The 26,472-nt window shown below is 42.6% G+C and carries 25 protein-coding genes and 2 pseudogenes; 12 read left to right on the top strand and 15 right to left on the bottom strand.

Annotated features, from left to right (window positions below; all coding sequences use genetic code 11):
• The first annotated feature begins 211 nt into the window (after window positions 1-211).
• Together def and NMG48_RS02345 are read left to right on the top strand one after the other, a co-directional pair.
• Window positions 212-778, top strand: coding sequence for a peptide deformylase (gene def / locus NMG48_RS02350; RefSeq protein WP_271253824.1), 567 nt, complete (start codon window positions 212-214; stop codon window positions 776-778).
• A 52-nt stretch (window positions 779-830) separates the two neighbouring features.
• On the top strand, window positions 831-1,193 hold the full coding sequence (locus tag NMG48_RS02345) for a cupin domain-containing protein (RefSeq protein ID WP_271253823.1): 363 nt from the start codon (window positions 831-833) through the stop codon (window positions 1,191-1,193).
• Window positions 1,194-1,203: 10 nt separating this feature from the next.
• Here NMG48_RS02345 and NMG48_RS02340 read toward each other — a convergent pair whose 3' ends face one another.
• Window positions 1,204-3,276, bottom strand: coding sequence for an FAD-dependent oxidoreductase (locus tag NMG48_RS02340; RefSeq protein ID WP_271253822.1), 2,073 nt, complete (start codon window positions 3,274-3,276; stop codon window positions 1,204-1,206).
• A gap of 225 nt (window positions 3,277-3,501) precedes the next feature.
• Between NMG48_RS02340 and NMG48_RS02335 the strand changes: the two genes are divergently transcribed.
• The 5 genes from NMG48_RS02335 to NMG48_RS02315 all read left to right on the top strand — a co-directional run bounded on the left by NMG48_RS02335 (window position 3,502) and on the right by NMG48_RS02315 (window position 8,751).
• Complete coding sequence (locus tag NMG48_RS02335; RefSeq protein WP_271253821.1) at window positions 3,502-5,175, top strand: iron uptake porin; 1,674 nt, start codon at window positions 3,502-3,504, stop codon at window positions 5,173-5,175.
• Between the two features lie 88 nt (window positions 5,176-5,263).
• Window positions 5,264-7,495 (top strand): PhoX family protein, encoded by a 2,232-nt coding sequence (locus NMG48_RS02330; protein WP_271253820.1) that lies wholly within the window; start codon window positions 5,264-5,266, stop codon window positions 7,493-7,495.
• A 222-nt stretch (window positions 7,496-7,717) separates the two neighbouring features.
• Window positions 7,718-7,936 carry a hypothetical protein gene (locus tag NMG48_RS02325; protein WP_271253819.1) on the top strand — a complete coding sequence of 73 codons (219 nt, stop codon included), beginning with the start codon at window positions 7,718-7,720 and terminating at the stop codon, window positions 7,934-7,936.
• Window positions 7,894-8,250 carry a type II toxin-antitoxin system PemK/MazF family toxin gene (locus NMG48_RS02320; protein ID WP_271253818.1) on the top strand — a complete coding sequence of 119 codons (357 nt, stop codon included), beginning with the start codon at window positions 7,894-7,896 and terminating at the stop codon, window positions 8,248-8,250. Before NMG48_RS02325 ends, NMG48_RS02320 begins: the two co-directional genes overlap by 43 nt.
• A gap of 303 nt (window positions 8,251-8,553) precedes the next feature.
• On the top strand, window positions 8,554-8,751 hold the full coding sequence (locus NMG48_RS02315) for a hypothetical protein (RefSeq protein ID WP_271253817.1): 198 nt from the start codon (window positions 8,554-8,556) through the stop codon (window positions 8,749-8,751).
• On the opposite strand, the gene NMG48_RS02310 is transcribed toward NMG48_RS02315, so the two are convergent.
• A protein-coding gene (locus NMG48_RS02310) for an ISKra4 family transposase (protein WP_271253816.1) occupies window positions 8,737-9,830 on the bottom strand; the annotation gives its coding sequence in 2 pieces (ribosomal slippage) (window positions 8,737-9,665 and window positions 9,665-9,830; 1,095 coding nt in all). The genes NMG48_RS02315 and NMG48_RS02310 overlap by 15 nt on opposite strands.
• Window positions 9,831-9,982: 152 nt before the next feature.
• Between NMG48_RS02310 and NMG48_RS02305 the strand changes: the two genes are divergently transcribed.
• Window positions 9,983-10,612 (top strand): pentapeptide repeat-containing protein, encoded by a 630-nt coding sequence (locus NMG48_RS02305; RefSeq protein ID WP_271253815.1) that lies wholly within the window; start codon window positions 9,983-9,985, stop codon window positions 10,610-10,612.
• 48 nt (window positions 10,613-10,660) lie between these two features.
• On the opposite strand, the gene NMG48_RS02300 is transcribed toward NMG48_RS02305, so the two are convergent.
• From NMG48_RS02300 to NMG48_RS02290, 3 genes and pseudogenes are all read right to left on the bottom strand, one after another.
• Window positions 10,661-11,770, bottom strand: coding sequence for a hypothetical protein (locus NMG48_RS02300; protein ID WP_271253814.1), 1,110 nt, complete (start codon window positions 11,768-11,770; stop codon window positions 10,661-10,663).
• A 180-nt stretch (window positions 11,771-11,950) separates the two neighbouring features.
• Window positions 11,951-12,262, bottom strand: coding sequence for a hypothetical protein (locus NMG48_RS21765; RefSeq protein ID WP_441339178.1), 312 nt, complete (start codon window positions 12,260-12,262; stop codon window positions 11,951-11,953).
• 301 nt (window positions 12,263-12,563) lie between these two features.
• Window positions 12,564-13,553 (bottom strand): annotated as a pseudogene (locus tag NMG48_RS02290) (IS256 family transposase); the annotation flags it as partial.
• Between the two features lies 1 nt (window position 13,554).
• Here NMG48_RS02290 and NMG48_RS02285 point away from each other — a divergent pair.
• A pseudogene (locus NMG48_RS02285) lies at window positions 13,555-14,163 on the top strand (IS256 family transposase); the annotation flags it as partial.
• Between the two features lie 19 nt (window positions 14,164-14,182).
• Here the strand turns inward: NMG48_RS02285 and NMG48_RS02280 are convergent.
• The 4 genes from NMG48_RS02280 to NMG48_RS02265 all read right to left on the bottom strand — a co-directional run bounded on the left by NMG48_RS02280 (window position 14,183) and on the right by NMG48_RS02265 (window position 17,391).
• Complete coding sequence (locus NMG48_RS02280) at window positions 14,183-14,581, bottom strand: hypothetical protein (protein WP_271253813.1); 399 nt, start codon at window positions 14,579-14,581, stop codon at window positions 14,183-14,185.
• A 257-nt stretch (window positions 14,582-14,838) separates the two neighbouring features.
• Complete coding sequence (locus tag NMG48_RS02275) at window positions 14,839-15,360, bottom strand: adenine phosphoribosyltransferase (protein WP_271255228.1); 522 nt, start codon at window positions 15,358-15,360, stop codon at window positions 14,839-14,841.
• 293 nt (window positions 15,361-15,653) lie between these two features.
• Window positions 15,654-16,520 (bottom strand): alpha/beta fold hydrolase, encoded by an 867-nt coding sequence (locus NMG48_RS02270; protein ID WP_271253812.1) that lies wholly within the window; start codon window positions 16,518-16,520, stop codon window positions 15,654-15,656.
• Between the two features lie 97 nt (window positions 16,521-16,617).
• A complete protein-coding gene (locus NMG48_RS02265) occupies window positions 16,618-17,391 on the bottom strand; it encodes a sulfite exporter TauE/SafE family protein (protein ID WP_271253811.1) in 774 nt (257 codons plus the stop codon).
• Between the two features lie 117 nt (window positions 17,392-17,508).
• On the opposite strand from NMG48_RS02265, the gene NMG48_RS02260 reads away from it, so the two are divergent.
• From NMG48_RS02260 to NMG48_RS02250, 3 genes are all read left to right on the top strand, one after another.
• On the top strand, window positions 17,509-18,150 hold the full coding sequence (locus tag NMG48_RS02260) for a CHRD domain-containing protein (RefSeq protein WP_271253810.1): 642 nt from the start codon (window positions 17,509-17,511) through the stop codon (window positions 18,148-18,150).
• A gap of 336 nt (window positions 18,151-18,486) precedes the next feature.
• A complete protein-coding gene (gene serA / locus NMG48_RS02255) occupies window positions 18,487-20,070 on the top strand; it encodes a phosphoglycerate dehydrogenase (protein ID WP_126385871.1) in 1,584 nt (527 codons plus the stop codon).
• Window positions 20,071-20,125: 55 nt separating this feature from the next.
• Window positions 20,126-20,275 carry a hypothetical protein gene (locus tag NMG48_RS02250; protein ID WP_271253809.1) on the top strand — a complete coding sequence of 50 codons (150 nt, stop codon included), beginning with the start codon at window positions 20,126-20,128 and terminating at the stop codon, window positions 20,273-20,275.
• A 224-nt stretch (window positions 20,276-20,499) separates the two neighbouring features.
• Here NMG48_RS02250 and NMG48_RS02245 read toward each other — a convergent pair whose 3' ends face one another.
• The 6 genes from NMG48_RS02245 to NMG48_RS02220 form a co-directional block, all read right to left on the bottom strand.
• Window positions 20,500-21,048 (bottom strand): biotin transporter BioY, encoded by a 549-nt coding sequence (locus tag NMG48_RS02245; RefSeq protein WP_441339183.1) that lies wholly within the window; start codon window positions 21,046-21,048, stop codon window positions 20,500-20,502.
• 184 nt (window positions 21,049-21,232) lie between these two features.
• Window positions 21,233-22,411: a beta-ketoacyl-ACP synthase gene (locus NMG48_RS02240; protein ID WP_271253807.1), complete on the bottom strand. Its 1,179-nt coding sequence runs from the start codon at window positions 22,409-22,411 to the stop codon at window positions 21,233-21,235.
• Entirely contained in the window at window positions 22,395-22,955 is a 561-nt protein-coding gene (locus NMG48_RS02235; RefSeq protein ID WP_271253806.1) for a Uma2 family endonuclease, read from the bottom strand. Before NMG48_RS02235 ends, NMG48_RS02240 begins: the two co-directional genes overlap by 17 nt.
• A gap of 239 nt (window positions 22,956-23,194) precedes the next feature.
• Window positions 23,195-24,691, bottom strand: coding sequence for an Ig-like domain-containing protein (locus tag NMG48_RS02230; RefSeq protein ID WP_271253805.1), 1,497 nt, complete (start codon window positions 24,689-24,691; stop codon window positions 23,195-23,197).
• A 419-nt stretch (window positions 24,692-25,110) separates the two neighbouring features.
• Window positions 25,111-26,175: a Get3/ArsA fold putative tail anchor-mediating ATPase NosAFP gene (locus NMG48_RS02225; RefSeq protein WP_271253804.1), complete on the bottom strand. Its 1,065-nt coding sequence runs from the start codon at window positions 26,173-26,175 to the stop codon at window positions 25,111-25,113.
• Entirely contained in the window at window positions 26,147-26,464 is a 318-nt protein-coding gene (locus NMG48_RS02220; RefSeq protein ID WP_126385865.1) for an HU family DNA-binding protein, read from the bottom strand. Before NMG48_RS02220 ends, NMG48_RS02225 begins: the two co-directional genes overlap by 29 nt.
• Window positions 26,465-26,472 lie beyond the last annotated feature (8 nt).

Genomic DNA, 26,472 nt, shown 5'->3' with positions numbered 1-26,472 from the left:
CACCCTTTTATATGAAACCTCGATCCAGATAAGGCGGAGATTTGTACGGGAGTCATAAAAAGGAAAGAATTTATTGTGGTAAGGATGGGCGGCGCGAAGCGCCGCCCATCCTTACCTATGCCATAAACAACAAAGCACATCAAGCAGTGCAGTAAACTATGCCAAAATATAAATAGTTAACTACAAGCTTATATTTACAAGCTAATTGGCAATGTCTGCAATTTCTATTAAAGTACCCAAGCAAAAGGTCAAAAATCCGCCTCTAGAGGTTCATACTCTGGGCGATCGCGTATTACGTCAGCCCGCCAAACGCATCAGTAAAGTCAATGACGAAATTCGGCAGATCATCGTCGATATGCTGATCACCATGTATAGCAATGATGGAATCGGGCTAGCTGCACCACAGGTGGGGATTAACAAACAACTACTTGTGATTGATATTGAACTTAAGGATGAGAGCAAACCACCTTTAGTGATGATCAATCCTGAAATTAAGAGTTCGGGTGGAGACTTGATCACTGGCGAAGAGGGATGTTTGAGCATTCCTGAAGTGTTTCTTGATGTTGTCCGTCCTGATCAAGTGGAAGTTTCCTATCGCGATGAAGATGGTAGACCTCAAAAGCTGGTGGCAGATGGCTTACTGGCAAGGGTAATTCAACATGAGATGGATCATTTGAATGGAGTATTATTCGTCGATCGCGTTAAAAATGCGATCGCCTTGAATAAAGAATTAACTGCTCATGGTTTTGCCACCAAGGATGTCCAAGCGATTAAATAAGATTAAAGCGGCGCTGAGCGCTGCTTTAATTACAAATTAAGAGACTCTATTTATGCTGATCCAAAAATTGCTTGATTGTCCAGAATTTATTGCGGGTGACTCGACCATATTGCGCGAATTATTACACCCCGATAAACAAGCGATCAATCTTCGCTATAGCCTTGCCCATGCGATTTTGCCCGTAGGAGAAACTTCGCAACCACATTCTCTTACTACTTCTGAGGTGTATTACATTCTGAGCGGTATTGGCGAAATGTATATTGATGGGGAAGTTCGCGAGATCACATCAGGTGATGCCGTATATATTCCTCCCAATGCCAAGCAATTTCTTAAGAATATTGGTGATGAACCAATTGTATTTATCTGTATTGTTGACCCTGCTTGGCGAAAGGAGGATGAAACTGTTTATGAGTAGCTAGGTGCAATTACCAAATTTTCCAGTCACTCCAATTGAGATTAAAGATGGAAGTGTCTGGGAAGGCGATCGCATTATTATTCTGCACTAGGGTTTGCTGTAACTTGGTGAGTAGTGGGCTAACTCTCGGCAAGCTCTCAACTAATTGATAGGGCAAAATACCTTCTGTCAGGGCAAAGGATGCGGTTGTGCCTGCGGCTGCTCCCACTGACCACTCGTAGGAATGGACGCGATAACCTGCGGCGACAATGTAGCTATAGGCAATATTTTTGCCAGAGACGATCAGATTATCGATTTTTTGGGGAATGAGCGATCGCAAAGGTATTTGTCCGGGGAAAGCAGCTCCATGACCATTACGAACACCAGCGCGTTCTGTATTGCCTGCTTTTTCGACAGGATATTCACTGAGGCAGGGATGGAAGTCGAGATAATATTGGGCAATGCCGATCGCATCGGGATAAATGGTCGAACGGGTGCGACGGGAGATTTGTTTTGGTTCCGTATTATTCCGAATCGCACTGGCTGACTCTAAACCTGCTAAGGCTTTCCATAAATTGCGATAGGCTTCCTGTGAGAGATTTTGGCGATAGGTTTCCGTACTAAAGTCTACCTGTGACACATCGATTTCAGACATACTGAAGCCTTCAGGATAGCCATAGGAAGGACGACCGATAATTCTTCTTGATTCGCGAATATAGGGATATTTGGATAGTCCATGCAGAGTTCCCATTGGTGAGTCAAAGCCTGTCAGTAAACGATGATTCGGGAAAGGCTTTTTCCAATTAGTTTTTTGCTGGGAGTCGGTTGTGCCAGCCACTAGCCAATAGTAAAAACCGAGGGCAATTTCTTCACCACTTTTGAGAGTTTCTTGCCTCAAGCCACCCATCCAGCCATTGGGTTCCAATTGTCCCGATTGCAATAATTGCTCTCTGGAATAAATCAAATTATCTTTGTCTGTACCAGGGCGATAATCATTACCCCAGACCCAGTTCTGCATGGAGATATCACCTGCCTTCATCGAGGAAACCCCAAAGGCATTCTTTTTGGGCTGATCAGTTGCAGCACTCCAGATACGACGATAGGTAAAAATATTGTCAAAATTGGCGAGGCTTGGTTTGGGGTCAGAGCCGTAATAGGGCAAATAGCGATCGTAAAAGCTAGGCTTTTGTTGAGGTTGTGCCTCGTTTGTCTGCTCCATCGCAAAGGTGTAGGTAAAGCCCTGTGTACAGTAAGCATCATTGTCTGTAACAGGAGATGATGGATTTAGATGTGATCGCGGATCGATACCCAGACGATAGGGAACATCTGCTAAGGCAATAATTTCACCCGTTTCTGTGGAATCGATCACAAACCAATCACTAGGACGCTTTTGAGGATTTTGGGTTGAAGAATTTTTGAAAGGAACAAAGCGAATAATTTGTTTCTGTAATCGCGATGAATTTTCGTAGCGATAAGCATCATCGATAATTTGCGAAAGTGGCTCACTATTTAATGGGGGGGTGTTTGGTGCAGGTCGATGTTGAATGGCGATCGCACTATTAATTAATTTGCCATCAGCACTAATTTCTAACTTTTTAATAACTGTATTCGGAAACCATTTTAATTTGCCATTACCTTTACGTTCTGCCTCCTGCAACATTTCCACTAATATTTGCTGGGCGGTATTAGGAATGAAACAGGAAACACTTACCCAACAGTCTCCTGCATTTAATTTGCCATATTTCTGCTCGATTCTCTGACGAAACTCGGTGTAGCCCTTGGGGAAGTACCAGAGACTGCGCTGTTTCTTAGCTTCATCCAGAGCCGAAGTACCTTGAGATGTAATCTGTCCACCGATCCAGTCAGTAATCTCCGTCATACAAACAGTTCGCCCTGCGAGCAATCCCTCATAGGCAGCGGCTGTACCTGCTACACCTCCACCCACAATCAGGATTTCACAATCTTCAGTCTGATCCACTTTTTGCGGAATAGAAGTTTGGTTTGGGGTATTAGAGATCGCATGAGGAACTAGTGCGATCGTTAACGTGATCCCCGTAAAAATCGTGTAATAGGAGAAACGAATTTTAGAAATAATTTTCTTCAAGGGTTTTAGCTAGGTTAAATGGGTGAGTACGAAAGTGGTCAGGATTGAATGGGAGAGATGCTAGTTGACCTTGAACCCCAAGATCTACAAATTATTGAGGAATGCTATACCTAACATTTGAGCCTTGTGATTCTTTTGCAAAAGCATAAACGAAGCTTAACCGCAAGTTAAATTATAGAAGCAAATTGGAACGTATGATGACCTTCAGTGTGAGAAATAGGCATCATGGTTTACATTAAAAAGTCAGTAACACAACCACTCGTAGTAGCATCAGTTCTACTAACAATATTCAATATTGGGAATGCCAATGCAGTTGAACTGAAATCAAGTTCAACTTCCCAAAATGCAAGCAATGCAGCCAATATCCTGCAAAAAATTGAAACCGATACTCTCGTTGAAACTCCAACCTTAGAGTCTGATAAAACCGCCCAAAATGTTACATCTGTATCTCAACTTACAGATGTCAAGCCTACCGATTGGGCATTTACCGCTTTACAATCTTTAGTAGAAAGATATGGATGTATCGCTGGCTACCCCGATCGCACCTATCGTGGTAAGCAAGCCACATCTCGTTACGAATTCGCAGCAGGTCTAAATGCTTGCCTAGACAAGATCAACGAAATTATTTCTGCGGGTTTAGCCGATAAGGTTAGCAAAGAAGATTTAGCCACACTTCAGAAACTTCAAGAAGAATTTGCGGCGGAACTTGCCACTTTGAGAGGTCGAGTTGATGCCCTTGATGCAAAAGTGACTAAACTGGAAGCTCAGCAATTCTCTACAACTACTAAACTCAATGCCACAGTAATTTTTGCCCTTGCTGATACCTTCGGTGGAGTAGGTACAGGCACAGCGCTGCAAAATCCTCAAAAAACTACTGATGCGACTAACCTTTCTTTTTCCTATCGTGCAAGGTTGAACTTCGACACTAGCTTTACAGGCAAAGATTTACTCCGCCTGCGTCTACAAGCTGGTAACAATCCAAATTTGGGCAGTGCGACTAATACCAACATGGCACGTTTAGCCTTTGCCCAAGATACAGGTAATGTATTTCAAGTTGACAAGTTCTATTACAGATTTCCGATCGCGAATAGTTTGACTGGATATGTGGGCGTGAATGCGCTCGATCCCGATGATATTGCTAATACCATCAATCCCTATTTTGAAAGTAGTGATAGAGGAGCCTTATCACGGTTTGGGCGCTTCGATCCCCTACTATTCCGAGGACCTTCGGGAGCAGGTATTGGTTTAGTTTACAAAGTCTCTCCTGAATTTACTGCCTCCGTCAGTTACCTTGCGAATTCCGTAACTGCGGCTAATGCAACTAGACAGGGTGGACTATTTGGTGGTGGCTATATTGCCAATGTGCAACTGGTCTATGCACCAACCCCAGCCTTTAAGTTTGGAGCCGTTTATGCTCGCAGTTTTGAAACCGCCGCAGCTACGGTCAATGTCAGTAGCAGTACTGGCAGTAATTTTGGGAACCAACCCTTTGGTAATACTGATACCTCTGCCGATCGCTATGGCGCTCAATTCAACTGGCAAGCTGCCAAAGGTTTTAATGTTGGTGGCTGGATTGGCTTTGCGAATGCGCGTCAGGAATCAGGAGTTGCTAACAATGCCAACCTGTTTAACTGGAGTCTGAACCTTGCATTCCCAGATTTGTTTGCGGATGGAAATACAGGCGGCATTATTTTTGGGCAGCCTCCCAAGGTAACTTCTAACTCGATCGCTTCACGGATTGATCCAGATACTTCATACCTTTTGGAACTGCAATACAACATTCGTGTTAGCAAAAATATCTCAATTACCCCTGGGATCTTTGCGGTATTCAATCCCAATCAAAATGCTTTAAATCCCACCACTTGGGTTGCAACCGTTAGAACTCTATTCAGTTTCTAAATCAGTCAAACGGTCAGGATTGGCGGCACTTTGTGCTGCTAATCCTGACTCTAAAATCCTGCCATCTTTAGATCACTACCAAAACAATATGACGATCAAACGTAGAGACTTCCTAACTTTCTTAGGTGGTATGGGCGGAGCGATGCTATTTGATGCAGTGCCTCGCAATCCTAACATCCCTAGATTCTCCATGCCCTTTATGGGTTCTGAGTCAAGCAATCAAGCATTTGCAGCAAACTCCTCGCAATTGAGCTTCAAATCAATTAAGGGTGTGATGCCATTAGTCACAGATGCGATCGCGCCATCCAAGCAGAGTCAAGCTTACAAAAATGTGGAAGTGGTTGACGATCTCGTTTTGCCTGAAGGCTTTGTCTATGATGTAATTGCGGCTTGGGGCGATCGCGTTGGCGATTCGCGTTTTGGCTATAACAATGACTATCTCTCCCTCGTCGAAACTAACAATAACGAAGGTTATTTAACCGTCAATTTTGAATATATTAGTCGCACTCCTTGGGAACAAGCCTATGAGAAGGTAATTGGCAAGTCTTTGCCTTTTAAGGAGGTCGATGCAGCACTTAAGGCGGCAGATAAGCAAGAGATTGATGTATGGTCACTTGCAGATAGCGATCCTCTCAAATCTCAAATTGCCTTAATTGCGAAGGAAGCTTTAACTGATGTGGGTATTGGCGTGATTTCGGTACGCCGTAATCCTGATGGTAAATGGGTACGCACCAACTCCTCTGCGGATCGACGTATTACAGGACTCTCTGGATTAGAAGATGGTCGCTATCTCAAATCAACTGGCCCCGCCGTTGCTATTTTCCGCAAAGAGAAAGGCTTAGGCTATACCGATCAACTAGGCGATCGCATTATTGGGACATTTCATAACTGTGCAGGGGGAACTAGCCCTTGGGGAACCGTATTTAGTGCTGAAGAAAATTATCAAGAGTTCGTACCAGAGGCGGTGATGGCTGATGGAACCTCTTTATCCCCTAGCAAAAAGAAGTTTTCTCAAGATAATATTGATCTATTTGGTGTTGCTAGTGTATTTGGCTTGGCAGGTAATAAGTATGGCTGGATGGTCGAAATCGATCCTGCCAATCCCAATGACTACGGTACTAAGCACACATGGTTAGGACGTTTCCGCCATGAAGCAGTGGGTATTCGCGCCGAAGCAGGTAAACCCTTAGTGTTTTATTCTGGTTGCGATCGCCGAGGTGGACATCTCTATAAATTTGTCAGCACAGGTATTGTCAAAGATCCTAAAGATAAAGCGAACTCTAAACTTTTGGAATCAGGAATGCTCTATGCTGCCAAGTTTAATGCCGATGGCACTGGTAGCTGGATTGCGCTAAAAACTTCGACAGCGATTAATCCTCATAAATTGGATGTTCTTGCAGGGAAAATGCTTCCACTTCCCCAACGTCCTCAAGGTGGTATTTTTAAGGCAACCAAAGAAGAAGAGCTTACAGAATTTAAGTCTAAGTTTAAGACTTTAGGCGATCTGTATACGGGTAGCGATCGCGAAAAGCAAGGGGCAATCCTAATCGATGCTCACTATGCGGCGAATGCTGTCGGTGCAACCTGTACTGCCCGTCCCGAAGATACAAAAATTGCCCCCGACGGTTCTCTATTTATTGCCTTTACCTCTGGTTCTATAAGTTCTAGTGATGGTAGTCCTGATCTACGCATCTTTAAGGGAGCCGATGGTAAGGCATATGAATATGGCTGGATCATGCGTCTCAATGAAGATGCGAATAAACCTGAAGCCATGAATTTTAAATGGTCGATGGTGGCTACAGGTGGCGAACCTGCGGAGGGTGGTCTGGGCTTTGCCAATCCTGATAACTTAGCGATCGATCGCGGTGGCAATATCTGGATGGTTACAGATATCTCTAGCGATAAGTACAATCTTTCCATCCCCAATCGCAAGGATAAGTCTGACAAGCCTATTAGTCAGTCAAATTTACGCGGACTCTATGGCAATAGTTCGATTTGGTTTATGCCAACATCTGGTACAGATATGGGCAAGGCTTATCTATTCGGCTTTGGTCCAATGGAATGTGAAACGACGGGACCATTTTTCTCTCGCGATCAGCAGACACTTTTCCTATCGGTACAACACCCTGGGGAAGTGACGGGCATTCGTAAGGACATGGCATTTGAGTCGCGCAAATTTGCGATGCGAACCACAACTGGTAAGGAGTTTATGCAAACTCGCAAAGTCCCCATCGGTTCCAACTGGCCCTCACGTAAGCCCAATGATTCACCAAAACCTGCGGTAGTCGCCATTCGCAAGATTGATAACACTGCGATCTAATCAGTAGCTCAGCTCGACAAATGCTGCCAAATGGAAGGATTCACTTTGCGATTCTTTCCGTTTGGCGGTATTGTTGCCATCTAGTGAGTTTTAGAATATTTTTAGCTTTAGCTTGGTAAAACTCAGTATTAAAAGCGATCGCACCAATAATCTCTACAAAAGGCGATCGCTATTCGATACTTATGCTACTGTAGGTAGTATTATGAGTAGCATAAAATAGCTATGAAAGTATCTATTTCTCTTCCAGATGAGTTAGTCCATTACGTTGACGATCGCGTAGAAAATCGTAGTCGGCTCATTGAGGGGCTACTACAAGCATGGCGGAAGCAGCAGGAAAAGCAGGCGATGGTTGAGGCTTGTTTGTTGTTAGATGAGTTATCAAATGATGAGGATACAGCATGGCAGCAAGCGGCGATTATCGATTGGGAAGTATCTGGCTAGTTAGTTTCGACCCTTCGATTGGGACAGAAATTCGCAAAACTCGTCCTGTGGTGATTATCTCTGGAACTGCTTTTAATCAGCGTAGTAAGGTAACTGTGTTACCGATTACTTCTGCTAATCCTAGCGATCGCCTACTTCCAGTGATTGTGCCTTTGATTCCTTCTGTTACAAATGGTCTTAGCAGTAATAGTTTTGTTGTCTGTATCGATCCGATGACTTTTGATAAACGCAGATTGATTCAATGTCTTGGTCAAGTAGAAGCGAATCAATTAGAAGAAATACAACAGATTTTAGTTAGGTATTTAGAACTTTAACTAGAAACGATATCTCATGGGGCGATCGCTAAATCCATCACCCAAAATTGCGATCGCTAATTTATCAAGCCGATAGCTAACAGAGCCTTGTAGATAAAAATAACCTCTTCAAAAGTCAGAATGTGAGAAGGCAGAGATAGGCGATCACACAAATAATCTCTACAAATAGCGATCGCTAATTTATCAAGCCGATCTCATCTAGCTATTACCTCAAAATTATCTCAAATCAGCAAGATAGAGTTAAAATATTACATGAAATTTTAGTGCAAAAATTAGTGGTATATAAGGCAAAATCTCAATCTCATGAAAAAATATTTTTGGGTCTTTCTATTACTAATTGCAGGTTTCATCCTAGCATTATGGATTATACCTTGGGGTGTTCAAGTTACTAACAATTATGCAGGTCTCCAAAATGGAAAAGAGAAATTTGAAGCGTCATTAGAAATTAGCAAAGCAATTATTGGTGGTGTCGGAACGGGGAGCATCTCAGTTTTGCGATGAGTATAAGTACTCAGAATCAAGCAACCCATTGAGATAAGCACAGCGATGCTTCAAAACTTGAGCGACATTTTTTTGATTCCATTGAGCGCCAGAAATCTTAATGCGCCGCCCAATTTGCTTAATCGAAGATTCGACTGCACCAGAGCCAATAGTCAGACCAAGGCGATGGAAGTAACTATATTCAGGAATCCGTAGACAATGTTTGCGTAAATAACTTACAAAATTCACTGCTCGTTTAAATTTACAACCCTCGCATAAAGCTATAGCTGAGTCAACATCACCATCCCAGAGAAATTGTTCAGCGTTTTTTAGTCTGCGTATGGAGCCGCCAACGCCATGTAAATGCTCAACCAGATGATACCAATCAAGGATTTCAAATCGCTGCTCTCTTGGAGCAATTTGTGAGAATAAATTCCAAATACCGTCATGCCCATCGCCCAGACAAGAGACGATTTCCGCTAATTCCTGTTGCTGTATCCTCTCAATTAAGGCTGAATTTTCCTGAAAATATGCAATTACCGCTTTTCCTTGCAGCGTAACAGATTTATAATCTTTCCATTCACTTTTTTCCCCTTTGACGGTTCTTAATCTTACTTTGCCTCCGTCCAAGCTCATTTCTTCTACAGTCTCAGCTAAGGCTACTTGCGGAAAATTGTATCGCTGTACTAGTCGCTGTTGGGTGCTGTGGCTAACCAAAATCCCTGTCAACTCCTTAACGTTTTTCATTGCTCGTTCGTAGGACTCATTGCCACTGGTGAGCAAGCAGCATTTTTCCATGTGCGGACTAAGCCGTGTTCTTGCTCTTACTTGTAGTTGTTTTGCTTGATTACTAGTGATTGTCAGATCGCCAATACAACTCTTTAGATGTCTCTCTTTTCCTGCTTTTGTTCCACTGCTTGTCTCGACAAAAAAATACCGATTTTCGGGCTAACATTTTCTAACAGTTGCTCTCGCACTGCTAGTTCTATCCCTTCCAATGTTTTTAGCTGCTCAACATTCTTTGCTTCTGCATTGCGATACAATATGGCGGCAATTCCTTGACTGTATTCTTCTAACTTTTGTTGATCTTCGGGTGTCATTGGCTTGGGAGTGGCGATTTTTTCTATTATCTCACCCTTGCTTCCCTAAGTAGTTATACTTACTGCCTAAGTGAGATGCTCCCGTCGGAACGTTAGCAACAATTGTAGGAGGAATCGTTCTATTTCTAAATTTCAGGGTGGCTTATAAGAATTTGAAGCTTGCAGAAAGAAAAATTGAATTAGATGCAAAAAAATCTAAAAAAGATATCGAAATAGCAGAATCACGCTTTATTACTGAACGGTTTTCTAAAGCTGTTGAACAGTTAGTAACAAACAATAATATAACTGTTGTAATGTCGGGTATCTATACCTTGTCAAAAATCGCGAGTGATTCTCCTGAATATCATTTTCTAGTAATGAAAGTTTTAGCGTCCTTCATTAGGGGAAAACCTCTTGAATACGCTCCACAGGACTCTAGCAATTCGCAGGGTTATCCAAAAGTTCGTCTTACTATTCAAGAGGCAATAACTGCAATCGGTCAACGCAATTATAGATATGATGTAAGTGGTGAAACTTTAGACCTTAGCAGGAGCTTATTTGTAAGAGCTAATTTAGTTAATGCAAATTTCAGGGGTATAAATCTAAGGGAAGCTAATTTTGGCAACACAAATCTTGAGGGTGTGGATTTTAGTGGAGCAGATTTAGAGGGAGCTATTTTCTATGGATCAGATCTGAGGAATGCCATTTTGAAAGACACTAAATTGAAGGGCGCTAAATATTGCAGTGAGACAAGGTTTCCATCTAACTTTGATCCAGATATAGAAGGAATGGAAAAGCAATAAATTCCCAATTTAAAAAGTCAAAATGAAAATATTTTAACAATAGGTAAGTTATTTTTTAAGAATAGTAACACCCTGCAAACTTAATTTTGTAAATGCTTCATTATAGCTACGAGCAGTAATATTAAACTGCTTCCGAATTGCTGGAAGACCGATTGCTTTAAGTTCCGATTCTGTAAACTGAACAGTTTGATTATCGCTTGAATCATCAGATTCATCAATAAACTCATCATCTGTTTCAATATCTGGATTGCTAGAAAATGAGTCTAAACCTAGCTGCTGATCAAATTCTGCAAACTCACTTTCATCAATAACAATAGCTACCTCTTCTCCAATTTGATTAAGACGCAGATCGAAACTAGCTAAAGCTTTTGCCTCTTCTATCGCTTTCTTTTCTTCAGGAGAAAAATAAATTTGATCGCCATGCTTGCGAATATTCTCTTCAGCTATGGTGTAACGCTGATTAAACTCAGCTAAATCTTGAGCTTTCTGATGTCTGGCGTTATACAGAGATATCATCTGATTGTAACTATCAAAAGGCATTACCCCCTTCACTGCACGTTTACGTGTTGGAAAAGCTACCGTAAATTTTACTCGATCTGCAACCTTACGCTTACGCTGCCGTGATTTTAATTTGCCTCCTTTAGTTGTATAAAACTCTGCATAGGATTCAGTGCGATAGAGGATTTTATCTGTTCTCAATCCAATATTTATACTATCTGGTCTATCAGTTACTTTGACGGTATATGAATTAAAAGAAATGGAGTCACCAATTGCGTTTGCAGTGTCAAAACTGAAGGAATGAAAACTATGGGCAGCATTAGTTAGCCTAACCCGTTCATTTGAGACATTTGCCTTCGCCTTACGGATACTTTCAGCGATATTGAACTTTTTCCTCTCCTCTTGTGCTTCACTCGAATCATCTGTTTTGCGCTGCGATATGTAAACAGATGTACCCACACCACCAACTGCTAAGCCCCCACCAAGGATTTTGAGCATACTTTGAGAAGTCGCTAACAAAGTAAATAGACCTATCCCAATTGCGATAACTGAACCAACTAAATAATTAGTTTTTACATTTGAAGGAACTGTTTTTGCAAGTTCAGCATTATATTCAGGGATACGTTTGAAAGAAAGTTCAATTGTATTAATATCAACCATATTTACTCATTTACACCACCATATCTGAATTTTATCAGAATTAGTCGTCTACCATAATCTGATCTAAAAAACAGTTAAATGGACTAAGTCAATCAAATCTAGCTACAGATGACTTCAAATATTCAAGAGACAACGCAAACACTCTTTAGCGAAATTCGTCAGCTTATCTTACTTTTCCCGTTAAGTATGAATTTGGGCAAGAAGCCAACCTTGGCAAAGTTCACGTAAATTAGACCAACCACGCCAGAGAACTTGAATACCAATGGGAGATTTACGGCGATGCTCAAGATAACCGCCAAGGAAAGCAATCGATTCGATAGCCCAAGCAACAGTTAAAACAGGAGGAGATTTAGGAAATCGAGTCTTTAAAACCTGAATTTGGACAGGAGAAAGAATCTCAACCGCAGGAGCATCAGGTTGATTTCGATGGAGATAAGTAACCTGTAAAAGCTCGACCGCACAGACACTTAAAAAGCCGAGCAATGTCTTCATCCCTTCAGCAGCAAGTCTATAGCGCTCACACTGACAGCCAGACTTAAAGATTTTATGAAAATCTTCTACACGCTAACGGTAAGTATACCAACGTAAAATCTTAATGGCTGCATCTAGTTCTTCTACGACTTCAGTGGTCAGGAGCATCCATTCCAAAGAGGTTTCACCTTCAGGGCAATCGATTTCCGTTGCATAGACAGCATAAACTGGTAATGGGTCACGATTGTCAAAACGATAGGGAACTCGTAGATAAACCTTAGAAAATCGGAGATTGTCAAGTAAAATGTGTAAAGTCTAGAAGCTAGACGTGGAGACGATCCTCGAAGAGAATGGCAAAGCGATTAAGAGCAGGTTTCCAATCACGAATCGGCATCGTCCACTTCTTCGAGATATTCCGCATTGCTAAATAAACGAGCTTGAAAGCAGCATCATCAGAGGGAAAAATCTGTTGGGATTTAATCACCTTCCGCAAACTACTGTTCATCGACTCAATCGCATAGGTGGTATAAATCGCCCTGCGAATCTCGGTCGGGAAAGTAAAGAAGGGGATAATGTTTGCCCAATGACTGCGCCAAGACTTGGAGATTGATGGATATTGCTTGTCCCACTTTTCAGCAAAGAGTTCGAGATTAAACTCAGCCTCCGATTCCGTCGCCGCGCTATAAATAGCCTTGAGGTCAGCACAAACTTGCTTGCGTTGTTGCCAAGGTACAAAAGCGACCGAGTTTCTGACCATGTGGACAATGCATAACTGCACCTGAGTTTTAGGAAATACCGTCTCAATCGCATTAGGGAAACCAGTCAAGCCATCGACACAGGCAATCAAAATATCTTTGACCCCACGGTTGTGAATTTCGGTGAGTACTGACAACCAGAATTTCGCACCTTCATTCGGAGAAATCCACATACCCAGTAATTCCTTGTACCCGTCCATATTCACGCCCAAGGCAAAGTACAAGGATTTGTTAATCACTCTGCCATTGTCTCGGACTTTGATGACTAGACAGTCCAGAAAGACGATTGGATAGACTGCTTCAAGGGGACGGTTTTGCCATTGCTTCACCTCGTCAATTACTGCATCTGTAACATTGGAAATAAGTGTTGGTGATACTTCAACACCATACATTTCTTGCAACTGGGCTTGAATATCCCTGACACTCATACCTCGTGCGTAGAGAGCAATGATCTTTTCATCTAGTCCTGACAAGCGACTTTGTCCTTTCTTCACCATCTGCGGTTCAAACTCCCCTTGCCGATCTCGGGGGACTGCGATTTCGGCTACGCCAAAGTCGGGTATGTGGATTTCTCCGAATGAAGGTGCGAAATTCTGGTTGTCAGTACTCACCGAAATTCACAACCGTGGGGTCAAAGATATTTTGATTGCCTGTGTCGATGGCTTGACTGGTTTCCCTAATGCGATTGAGACGGTATTTCCTAAAACTCAGGTGCAGTTATGCATTGTCCACATGGTCAGAAACTCGGTCGCTTTTGTACCTTGGCAACAACGCAAGCAAGTTTGTGCTGACCTCAAGGCTATTTATAGCGCGGCGACGGAATCGGAGGCTGAGTTTAATCTCGAACTCTTTGCTGAAAAGTGGGACAAGCAATATCCATCAATCTCCAAGTCTTGGCGCAGTCATTGGGCAAACATTATCCCCTTCTTTGCTTTCCCGACCGAGATTCGCAGGGCGATTTATACCACCAATGCGATTGAGTCGATGAACAGTAGTTTGCGGAAGGTGATTAAATCCCAACAGATTTTTCCCTCTGATGATGCTGCTTTCAAGCTCGTTTATTTAGCAATGCGGAATATCTCGAAGAAGTGGACGATGCCGATTCGTGATTGGAAACCTGCTCTTAATCGCTTTGCCATCCTCTTCGAGGATCGTCTCCACGTCTAGCTTCTAGACTTTACACATTTTACTTGACAATCTCAACCTTGGCGCGATCGCCGATTACCACAATATTCGCACCCTGAGCATTAACCTTGAATTTGCCCTTCGCTGTTGCCTCTTCTCCCTCCAAAATCTTTGCGATTTCCGCCTTTAAAACCGCATTCTCTGGAGCCTCCAGAATTTTCTTTAATTGCAGCCACAACTGCCCCAACCCATCCGCATCATCAGGATTTTCTGCAACATAAACCACCGCTTCCTTAGCACTGGGTTTAGCCTCCAAATGAGGCGATAGCTTCTTAAAAATTTCCTCAGCCCCTTTTTCACCCAACTTCTCAGCCCCTTTGTCCAAGGCTTTCTTCCCAACTCCCAACAGCGTAGGCAAAAAAGGAGCCAGAAAACTTACAAGCGGTGTAATGATATCCATAAGAAATTATTGTTAAAAATTCATTAACTGAGTCTACAACAACTTTTAAATTTTACTTATAGCGCTTGGCACTCAAACCCCAACCAAGAAACTTTTTGAAAGTGTAGCTTTGCGATCGCCATAGGTAGGTCAGCAAAAGAAAACTGTGATTGACCAAATCCCCGACTTTTTGGGTGACTAATAGAACTAATCTATGATTGCCAAGAAAAAGTCGGGGATCTTAAATGCTGCATTTAAAAATTTTTATACCGAGCTACTTAGTAATTCACCAAGGAAACAATGGGAACTTCGGGTAAAGCCTTTCTGCCATTGAGAAAATCTAGCTCGATCAAAAATCCATACCCGATCAATTCTGCACCCGCTTGCTGAATCAACTTTGCAGTTGCCGCCGCAGTTCCGCCTGTCGCAATTACATCATCAATGATCAGTACTCGTTCACCCTTAGCAAGTGCATCTTGATGAATTTCCAAGGTATCAGTTCCATACTCAAGGGAATATTCCACGCTAAACACTGCTGATGGGAGTTTTTTAGGCTTACGCACAGGTACAAAACTAGCCCCTAAACTCATCGCCAATGCAGCACCGAGAATAAAACCTCGCGACTCAATTCCGATGATGCAATCAATTTCCCCAATATTCAGTTCTGCAAACTTGGTTTGAAATCCTTGGATAATTGAGGTTAAACCATGAGGATGGGCTAACAAGGGCGTAATATCGCGAAAAACAATGCCTTGTTGAGGAAAGTCAGGAATATCGCGAATAATGCTTTTAAAGTCCATAGAATATTTGACCATCGTTGATCGCTAGAGAACTTCACAATCTTATCTGTATCCGCGATCGCATGGAATAATTTGAGATATAGTTCATCCCTTGCATACTTCTTATATCTAGGTATAGCTATTAAAAACCAAACAAGAATAGCGGTGCTTCGCGCCGCCACTCTAAATAATTCGACTATTAAAACCCAAACAAGAATGGCGGTGTAAAGCGCCGCCATTCCAAATAATTCGACTATTACCCAAATAAGAATGGCGACGCGAAGCGCCGCCATTCCAAATAATTCGACTATTTTTTAGAGACAGGATGAAGTCACTGGATCTGCTAATAAGTCCAGTAGCACATTGTGTAATAGTCCCGTCTGCTCAAGCATTGCCATATGTCCACAGTTAGGAAGTTCAAACACATTCTCACCATAGCCATTAAAGGAAGGATGAAAACTAGCGAGATGACGCACATATTTAGGTTCCATAATCGTGTCATTGGCTCCTGAAATAAAATACACAGGTTGGCGCAACTTTGAGACAATTTGAGGCAATTTATGAACTTCTTCTTCACTAGTAGAATCTAGCAAAGTTCCTCTTGCCGCAGCATATTTTGCCGAGACAAAATCGATCGCTCTTTGTTTTCCCCAATAGATATCTAAAGGATTTTGAACACTATCTTTAGCAAATTGAGCATGAACTAGCGGTAAGCTTTGCAACCATTTAGGACGTAATTTGAGAATCAGTTTACCTGCGGTGCGAAACTTCTCGAATTCTTCTTTGATATAAATACCACCACCCGCATTCAGGCAGACTACCCCCAAAATACGATCGCTTAATAAATTTGCTGCCCATAGAGCGATCGCACCACCTAGAGAATGCCCAACAAGCCAAACTTGATTTATTTCTAGTCGATCCAGCAACTCTTCTAAATCTCGTGCATAGCTAACTAGCGAATAATCATCGCGATCGCCAATTTGCGAATCACCAAACCCCCGCAAATCATACGTCAAACATTGAAAATCTGGCTGCAAATAATTAATTAATGGTTGCCAATAAGCCTGACTAAGCATCCAACCATGCAGGAAGACAATTGTATAAGAGGATTTAGCCCTCGACTGCGATGGTGAAGTGAGATTGTAACGGTGTTTTGCTCCTTGAATGATGACGCTAGACATATAGAGAAAAGCCTATAGATAGAGACAAAATGCGATCACTATTCCAATCATATCGTAAGACAGGGAAGGGATACATAAAGTATCCTCTCCTAGCCATTTAGGAAATCCAACTTTTAATAAAAAAGTACAGTGTCATCACTGTCCCAACGCCAATTACAAAACGCTTAACTAAAATCGGGGCAATCTTTTGAGCATAGTGAGCGCTGATATATCCACCGATCGCCGCTCCAATTGCCGCGATCGCCCCCTGTTGCCAGAGAATTGCCCCTGCAATCACAAAAGGAATGACGGTAATCGCATTGATACAACTAGTCAATATCGTTTTGTAAGCATTCATACGATGAATATTAGTCATCCCCATCAACGCAAAGGAGGCAAGAAATAAGATCCCCATACCTCCACCAAAAAAACCACCATAGACCGCCACAATTAGCTGCAACATTGTTACTAATATCGTTCGTAATTGCCTAAGCTTGGCAAACCGCCCCTGCTGCAACTCTACCCAAGCAGTTAATTTTTTGCTAAAAGCAAAGGCTAAAGTGGCGATTAGTAATAAATAGGGTAGGATTCGCAAAAAAACTACAGGTGGTGTCCTTAAAAGCAAAATTGCACCAATTAGCCCACCGATCGCACCTAATACACATACCTGAATCAAAGCCCGTTTATCTTTAGCAAATTCATGGCGATAGGCTCCAGCACTGGCTAATGTCCCCGGTAATAAAGCGATCGAGTTAGTTGCGTTCGCAGGAATTGGTGGTATACCAGCAAACATCAGTGCAGGAAATAGAATGAAGCTACCACCCCCCGCAATCCCATTTAGTCCCCCCGCAAACAAGGCTGCCACAAAAATCAATAAATATTGTAGATCCATGAAATATATGTCTATATATAGAAATAAAACAATTTAATCAAATCCAAATTTAAATTTTGGACGTACTGATCGTAAGTAACTGCAAAATCTGTCCAAATAAATTAGGAAATACAAAATATGCTTCAGGCTTTTAAACGATATCAGAAGTTTTTATCCAGCCTAGTTCTCGGCATTACTATCTGCCTACTTGCAATAAATTTTAATGCGCCAGCCCAATCTCATAATCTTTCATCAGCAATTATTAATTCGCAGATTGATGCTTCTATCAGTTTAGAAAACTACCAACAGCAAGCAGAGGCTGAACTACTTGCTCAAAATAATTTGATTAGCCAGAGTCCTAATTTCACTAGATTTGCAGCCATCTTATCAGGCGATGAGGTTTATCCCAGCCCCGTGTCAACTACAGCAGGTGGTGTAGTAGGAGCCGCCCTCAATGGCAATCGCCTAGTTGTGCGTGGTGGTTTTTATAATCTAAGTAGCGCTTTACGCGACTATGCAACGGATCCTTTAACCCCTCCCAATCCAAAAATTACTTCAGGTGTCCATATTCATCAAGGTGCGGCAAATGCCAACGGTCCTTTCCAGTACGCTTTGCAAATACAGGTTAATCCCGATGGCTTAAGCGGCAAAGTTAAGGGAGAATACGAGCTATCGGATGCACAACTTCAAGCGCTTAACAGTGGTGGCTTATATGTTGATATTCACACCAAGTCGAATCGTGCGGGCGAGTTACGCGGTATTTTGAAAGTGCAGTCATAAAATATTTACAAAAGAGGGTGGCGGCGCTTTGCACTGCCACCCTCTTTTGTGGCAAGGCAAAACGAAACCTAATTTATAGTACTTTCAAAAATTTCTGGAGATTTTATAGCAGTGTAAAACACTGTAAAACGATTGCCTAATCCCGATGAAATGTGGGAGCGTTCATTTTTGCTTTAATATTGTTAATGTAAGCAATTATTGTCGTCTTAGTGTGTCTAAGCTGCGTTATATCTAGCGTTTATCTTGCATTTATTTTGAGTTAATTCAAGTGCGTTTAGGATTTAGAGCGTAGCCGCAAACCTTCCGCTATAGGCACTGGTACATTTTTTAATCGTTATGCCCAAAGTTCTCGTTTCTGACCCCATCGATCAAGTCGGTATCGATATCCTCTCTCAAGTCGCCACCGTTGACGTAAAAACAACTCTCAGCCCTGAAGAGCTAATCCAAGTTCTTCCTGAATATGACGCAATCATGATCCGCTCTGGTACAAAACTCACCAAGGAAGCGATCGAAGCTGGTAAAAACCTCAAAATCATCGGTCGTGCTGGTGTTGGGGTCGATAACGTAGATGTTCCCACAGCAACCCGTATGGGCATTGTGGTAGTTAACTCTCCTGAAGGTAACACCATCGCCGCCGCCGAGCATACCCTCGCGATGATGATGTCTTTGTCTCGCTTTATCCCTGCTGCCAACGCATCCCTCAAGGGTGGTAAGTGGGATCGCAAGAGCTTTACTGGCGTTGAAGTTTATAAGAAAACCCTTGGTATTCTTGGCTTAGGCAAAATTGGCTCCCACGTTGCTACCGTTGCGAAATCCTTAGGAATGCGGATCCTTGCCTACGATCCATTCCTGACAACCGAACGCGCTGAAAAGCTTGGCGTAAATCTAGTGGATCTCGAAATTTTGCTACGTGAAGCTGATTACATCACTTTGCACTTACCCAAAACTAAGGACACTGCTCACTTAATTAACGCCGATCGCATTGCGATTATGAAAGATGGCGTAAGAATCATTAACTGCGCTAGAGGCGGGATCATTGATGAAGTGGCAGTTGCTGAAGCCATCAAGAGCGGCAAAATTGCAGGTATTGCTCTTGATGTATTTGAGAATGAACCCCTTGAAGCTGATTCTGGTTTGCGTGAACTCGGCGCAAATGTCATCCTGACTCCTCACCTTGGCGCATCTACGGAAGAAGCACAAACCAACGTCGCTGTTGATGTTGCCGAACAAATTCGTGATGTATTGCTAGGTTTACCTGCGCGATCGGCAGTAAATATCCCCGGTCTGCGTCCCGATGTATGGCAAAAACTCAAGCCTTATCTCCAACTTGCGGAAATGTTAGGCAACTTGGTTGGACAATTGGCGGGCGGTCGTGTGGATAACCTAGATGTCAAACTGCAAGGTGAAATCGCTAACAGTGAAAGTCAACCCATCGTTGTAGCAGCTCTCAAGGGCTTGCTATCTCCTGCATTGCGTGAGCGCGTTAACTTTGTCAACGCCAGCATTGAGGCTAAGGAGAGGGGGATCCGCGTCACTGAAACCCGTGATCCTTCCGTTGAAGATTACAGTGGCTCAATCCATTTGACTGCTCACGGTAGCCAAGGTCAACAATCAGTAACAGGAGCATTGCTCGGTAAGTCGGAAATTCGGATCACCAGCATCAACGAATTCCCTATCAACGTTGCACCAACTCATTACATGTTGTTGACTCTCCACCGCGATATGCCTGGGATCATTGGTCGCATCGGCTCCTTGCTTGGTAATTTCAATGTAAATATTGCCAGTATGCAGGTCGGTCGTCGTATGGTGCGCGGTGAAGCGGTAATGGTCTTGAACATTGACGATCCATTGCCTAGCGGTTTGCTCGATGAAATTGTGCATATCCAAGGCGTAACCGATGCTTTTGTGGTCAAGCTATAGTTGAAATGTTGACGCAATGCGTTAATATTTGAACGAAGTTTAGTTGATAAGCATTATGTCAACTTCAAAACAATATATTCCCTCGGAAAAATATCGTCAAATGTTGGTACGTGATGGCTATCGCCGTTTTCAAGAATGGCATAGTAGCTTCCTCGATTACCAACGGGCTTATCTGGAAGACTTAAATAAACGTAGACTTAAATAAACAAAAGGCTCGCTAAGCGAGCCTTTTGTTTATTTAAGCAACTAATTCTTCGTGAGTTAGTCTTATTGCCACTGCCAAAATCTCTTCGCGATCGCCCATTTCTACTAAATCCTTAGACTCTCATAAAGCCCTTCAACAGACTCAATTGCTGCACTAGCAAGAGCAAGCTTATACGATATAACCATTTGAAACTTGCTTTGCGCGGTTCAAATGGTTATATCGAACTAGTAAAACAATAATTTTCGGGAAATAGTGGCAATGACGATAGTGGCACACACAACTAAAAACTGACCAGATAACACTTGGATAGAATATTGCCACAATGAAGACTGGATCGCACTGAAATTAGGTAGCTGAATGGAAATTAAATAAACGATGCCCACTAAATGAATTGCTAATAATCCACCAACACAACTAATTGCCATCCTTTCTATACTTGGAGGTCTCAAAAAAGCTAGAAACCCACAGAGCCATCCACCGGGCAAAAATCCCAATAAATATCCAAAGGCAGGTGACTTGAGATAGCCTAGTCCTCCACCTTGGTAAAAAACACTAAGTCCACTCAAACCTAGAGTAATATATGCAATTTGCGATAAAAGAGCAGCATTTTTGCCTCCAAGACAGCCTGTAAGCAAAACTGCTCCAATTTGCATGGTAACGCTGATCGATTCGATCGCAATATTATTTCCCTGACCTGCAAGGGATGGCAAAAGCATAGATGGTTGAATGAAAGTGCTAGCAATTGTCAGCAACAGTCCAGACAAAGCCCACATTAGCTGTAATGGTTTCGGCACAAGCTTCTCAGTCGGCAAACTTATCTACAAAAAATAGCTATTTTACAAAATATGCAAAATAGAATCGTACATGAATTCTGGTCAAGAATTATAGGTGGCATATAGATGTCATCAGTCTTGAGATCAGAAGCGAGTGGCGGCGCTTCGCGCCGCCACTCGCTTCTTAGGTTTTGCATTCTTGACCGAAGGCAACGATCGCATTTTGTCCACCAAAGCCAAAACTGAAGTTAAGGGCATATTGCAGATCAGGCGATCGCTCAGCTTTTTGAATTGTGTGGATATCAAAGGCAGGAGTTTGCATTCCCACACAAGGCGGTAAGACTTGATCGCGCAGAGCTAATAAACAAAATGCTGCCTCAATCATTCCTGTCGCGCCCAAAGTGTGACCCGTTGCTCCTTTTGTGCCACTAACTTTACTACTAGGCAAAATATTTTGGATTAATTCGGCTTCACGGGCATCGTTCATTTGTGTAGCCGTGCCATGCACATTGATATAACCGACTTGCTCTGATGTGATTTGCGATCGCGTTAAACAGTCTTTAATAGCGAGCGCTGCCATCAGGTTATCGGGACTAGGGCTAGTGGCATGGTAAGCATCATTAGTAATGCCCCAACCTAACACGCTGCCATAAATTCTAGTAGCCCGTTGTTTTGCCGATTGCAACGATTCTAGAACTAGAGATGCCGCCCCTTCCCCAAGGGCAAAACCTTGACGCTCTTTACTCAATGGATATACACCTAACTCTGCTAACACCCCAATTTTTTGAAAACCTGCGATCGTTAGTGGCGTAATTGCCGCATCCGTTGCCCCTGCGATCGCCATTTCGCACTTACCTGAGCGAATTAAATCACAGGCTTGAGCGATCGCCCAGTTTCCTGTGGCACAGGCTGCCATTGGCGCAAGTACAGGAGCTTGTGTTTGTAATAAACGAGCAATTGAGGCTGATAAATTGGCTGGTTGGCAGTTCCACCAATTATCCTGCATCAATTGTCGATCAGGATGATCAAGTAATAGTTCTAATTCCCTTTGATTACTACGACTAGAACCAATTACTACTCCACAGTTAATTAATGGAAGTTCTAAATTGGCATCAGCGATCGCTTCTAAAACTGCCTTTTGTAAAAAATATTGCGCTCTAGACGACTGAGCATTGCATTGTGAATTTTCTATTTCATCAATTCGGGCAACGGGAATTTGTAATTGTTGATCGATTGTAATTCCTGACTTGCCCTGTAAGAGTTGATTCCAAGTATTTTCGCGATCATTGGCGATCGCGGTCATCATCCCTATACCTGTAACAACTACAGTTGTTAGCTCAATGTCTCTATCCCAAGATTTCATCAACTGTAATATTAACCTCAGGAAAGGCAAGAATAGATAAATTTTGTCCGCGATGGAATTGGAGAATTTCTTGATAGCCTGTAACAGTAGGCTGACGATAAACTTCTACACAAGCATTGTTAATATCAACTAGCCAAACTTCAACAATGCCATCTTCTGCATAGAGGGGAATTTTTAATTGGCGATCGCTATCAACTGTACTATCTGCAACTTCAATTAAAAGTAATACATCTGCTGGTTGTGGATGTCCAGATCGATAGAAATCCTCTTTATAACTCAAAACCATGACATCAGGCTCAGGCTCAGAAGTATTATCCAAAGCCACAGGATTCTGAATCCGAATTATGACCTTTGTTCCTAATTTATGGGCAAATGTATAATTACAGCGATCAACGCAAGCAGCGTGCCTTCTTCCAATCGGTGACATTTTAATAATTTCTCCTCTAATTAGTTCTACACGCTCATTAGCGAATAGACCAGACTCGAACATCTGATAATATTCTTTAACGGTGAAGAGGCGCTTGAGTACTGATGTCGCTGGCATATTGACCTCCGTAGAACTAATGTTATTTTAGCCTTACAGCGCTTTGCTCTTAAACCCGAACCAAGAAATTTTTTAAAAGCTTTGCAAAGCAATGCTTTTAAAAAATTTCTTGTGGTTCTATAGCAATCCTAAATGGTTTGTGGAAACGCACCCCTTGGGGTGCGCTTCCACAAACCATAAAACCTACAAATGATTTAGTACTGCTATATACTACGCTTTGCACAGTACATCGAGAAAAGTTAAGGCAACCATCGAGGAGATTTACCAAACATTGGTAACACTTCAGGTTGCGGTAAATTGTTGCTATCTAAGGTGTTAATCGGCAACACAATTAGCTGCGTTGGGACTTGAGGAGTCTGTGGACTTCTAGAGGCTTTAGCAGAGTCTTCAGGCGTAGTTGGAGAATTAAGAGAATCACTATTGCTTGGGGTAACAGAATTTAGAAGAATCGACTGTCCATCGGGAGCAACGTTAAATTGAATCTCTCTTTGGGATGGAAGCTCTAAAAGTCTTCGTAGTTGCGCTGATTCCAAATTAATTGCGGCAAGATAGGGCTTTTCACGAAAAATATTTTTAGCAGTATCTTGCTCTACGTCAGTAAGCAAGCAATAGAGATTTTTCTCTTGAGGATCAAATTGAGCACCAAGAATAGATCCACTAATTTTGGTAAGTTCCTTTTGTACGCCTTGGTTATTTACCAAATAGAGCGATCGCGTATAGTCCTTATTAAATTTAATAGTGGCGGCTTGCGTCCCACTCCTACCAAAGTTTAGAACAGTCCCGAATCTTGGGAGAAAGTCCAACGGTGGGGCTTGCGGCTCAAGAGGCAAAATCGCAACTCCTTCACCTTGGGCGATCGCCACCGATGAGCTGTCGGGCGTAAACATAAAATCGCCCCCTGGTTGATTGTCCAGCGATCGCGGTTGTTGGTTTTCTTTAATAAGCCAAAGTCCATAACGACCAACTTGCTGACGGCTGAGCCGTTGCACCAAGATGTTTTTGCCATCGGGCGAGAGATCGAATTTGAAGTTTTGATAATCATCACTACCAAGTATAGGTTTGATGTCAGAGGGATTGGACGTTAAACGATCTTCGCGATCAATTCCCGTCGTTACCACATAGAGTTTTTGGTCAAGTAAGCTTTGCCCCGCCGCTTCGATCGCTCCAAACAGAATTTTTTGACGATCAGGATAGATCCGAAAATCTAGAACTGTCAGGTTAGGAGGTGTTAAAACTCGCTTTTCTTTCTGTAACACATTGTAAAGGACAAGGCGACCTTTTTCTTCCCCCTGTAAGCCAATATAAGCAAAGTAAGGATTTGGTGTGGTAAAGCTACCCGTAAAAGGCTCGATCGCTATTTTTTTACCAGATTCATTAGCAAAGCGATCGTAAGCATTATCGAGCTTGACTGTATAAGACTTACCATAGGTTGCAGGTGCTAACGGTGTATAGGACATCCGCCGTGATGACCAACTGATTTTGCCGAGGAGGGGTGGGTCAAATTTGAGGTTTTGTTCGACACTTTCACGATTCATTGGACGGTTAAAGGTCAATACAAAGGCTGTATTGCTAGCATCAACTCTCTGCCCTTGCCAACTAAAGTCTCTTACCTGTGGCGCAGTGCGATCGCCAATCCATAGCAATATGGCGATCGCTATACTCAATATTGCCGCTAACCCAATTGCATAGTGATCAATCGGCTGTGAAAACCATTTAAAGCGAGGGCTAAGTTGCATGTCAGCTTATTTCCATCCATATACACGAATATTATTGAAGTTAAGTGTATCAATGCCTCTATTTTGCAAATAGCTTGCTAGTTTTAGGTCATCGGTAAGCACTAAGTAATTATCTTTAGCCACATTTACTATGCCGCAATCAGTTAATCCAAATTTCGAGAATTTATCCGTCGCAACAATGGTATTGCTATCTGTATAGATCTCATCTAATTGAGCAATATCCTTTGCGAATATGGAAAAGCATTAAGATCCTTCAGGTTCACCTACTAGCATTGGTCAGCTAAGCATGGACAGGGGATGAAACGACCATTTCATGCAGACAAAATTGACGCAAATATGCCAATCATGCTTTAACTAACCAGTGCCATAACCAAATCAAAAACAAGGCATTGTTTTACAATGCCTTGTTTTTTGAGATTTTAGCCGAAAGAAATAATTAAATAGGAATCCTGAAACTTTGCGCCTGTGGCTTGTTTGCCAGCGAGTTCATTCGGCAAGAAAATATTGCGGCGCTGATCACCTGCTTCGATCGTAACTTCGGGTCCTAGTTGGATGAGTTTGACTTGTTTCTTGTTAAATGTAGGCAAGAATAATTTCACCTGCTTACTGACAATATCAATCTCAATTGGTTGGGGCGCAAAGGTTGCATTCAAGCGATCAGGAATAGCCAACTCCGTAACTTGATCGGAAACTGGGAAGATCGCAAGTGGTGCAAATTCTTCCTCAGATATGGCATCACGGGCAAATATGCCGCCAACAGTTAAGCCAACCTGTTGAGCGCTACCCCAGAGATATTTTGCCGTAGCGATCGCATAGGGATCTCCTGTCGTGACGAGGTAAGCAGCAACATGGCGCGGATCATTCACGGCTTTTTGACCGCGAGTTAATACCGATGACATTTCTCCCGCTTGTTGGGAAATATCATCGGTGCTGGAAACTTGGAGAATACTTCTTAAAATTGGCTCCACAAATGGAGAAATAGCTTGACCGATCGCTGAACCCGTTAATACCTGTTTAAAGCGACGCAGATACCAACCGAGGATCTCTGGCATTCCCAGCATCCGCAAGGTTTCCAGATCGCCAACGCCATCGTAAATAATTACGTCATATTTACCTTCAGCATCACGCTCTCGCAGAAAACTTAAGCCGAGAGCCGCATCCATTCCAGGTAAAATACCTAGCTCTTGACCATAAACTTCCTTAAAAAAAGGAGTACGCAGATATTGGGTTTCCAAGCCTTTCATCTTGTCCCAATATCTTTCGAGTAAAACTGTGGATTTTAAATGAACAGCCGAAAAGTTGGGCGCAACGGATTGTGGTTCACTGTTGAGATCAACGCCTAACCTAATGCTGAGGCTATCGCCCGCTTGTTGACCGACGTATAAAACCTGTTTATTTTGGGCGGCAAAAGCACGAGCAACCGCGATCGCGGTTGTCGTCTTGCCAACACCACCTTTACCGAGAAATGTCAGAATTAGGCTCATTGGACTTTTGCACCAGCTTTTTTAAATGAGGACTGGGGGTGAAATGGGGAACAGTAACTTCGGGAATTGTAATGGGCTGATGAGTGCGAGGATGACTTCCCGAACGGGCGCGACGATGGCGTACCCCAAACTTGCCAAAATCACTCAACATAATCGATTGGTGGTTAGCGAGAGCTTGGGTGAGACAGGTAATAACTGCCTCAAGACTTGCTGAAGCCATACTATAGCTCAGTCCATCAACCTCCGCCATCATGCCCCGAATGATATCTTGACGGTTAATATCTGCCATAGGGCTTA

The sequence above is a fragment of the Pseudanabaena sp. Chao 1811 genome (genome assembly GCF_027942295.1).
Lineage (GTDB): Bacteria > Cyanobacteriota > Cyanobacteriia > Pseudanabaenales > Pseudanabaenaceae > Pseudanabaena.
The sequence above is the reverse complement of the archived record's forward strand: the minus strand, read 5'-3'. Positions and strand labels throughout refer to the sequence as shown.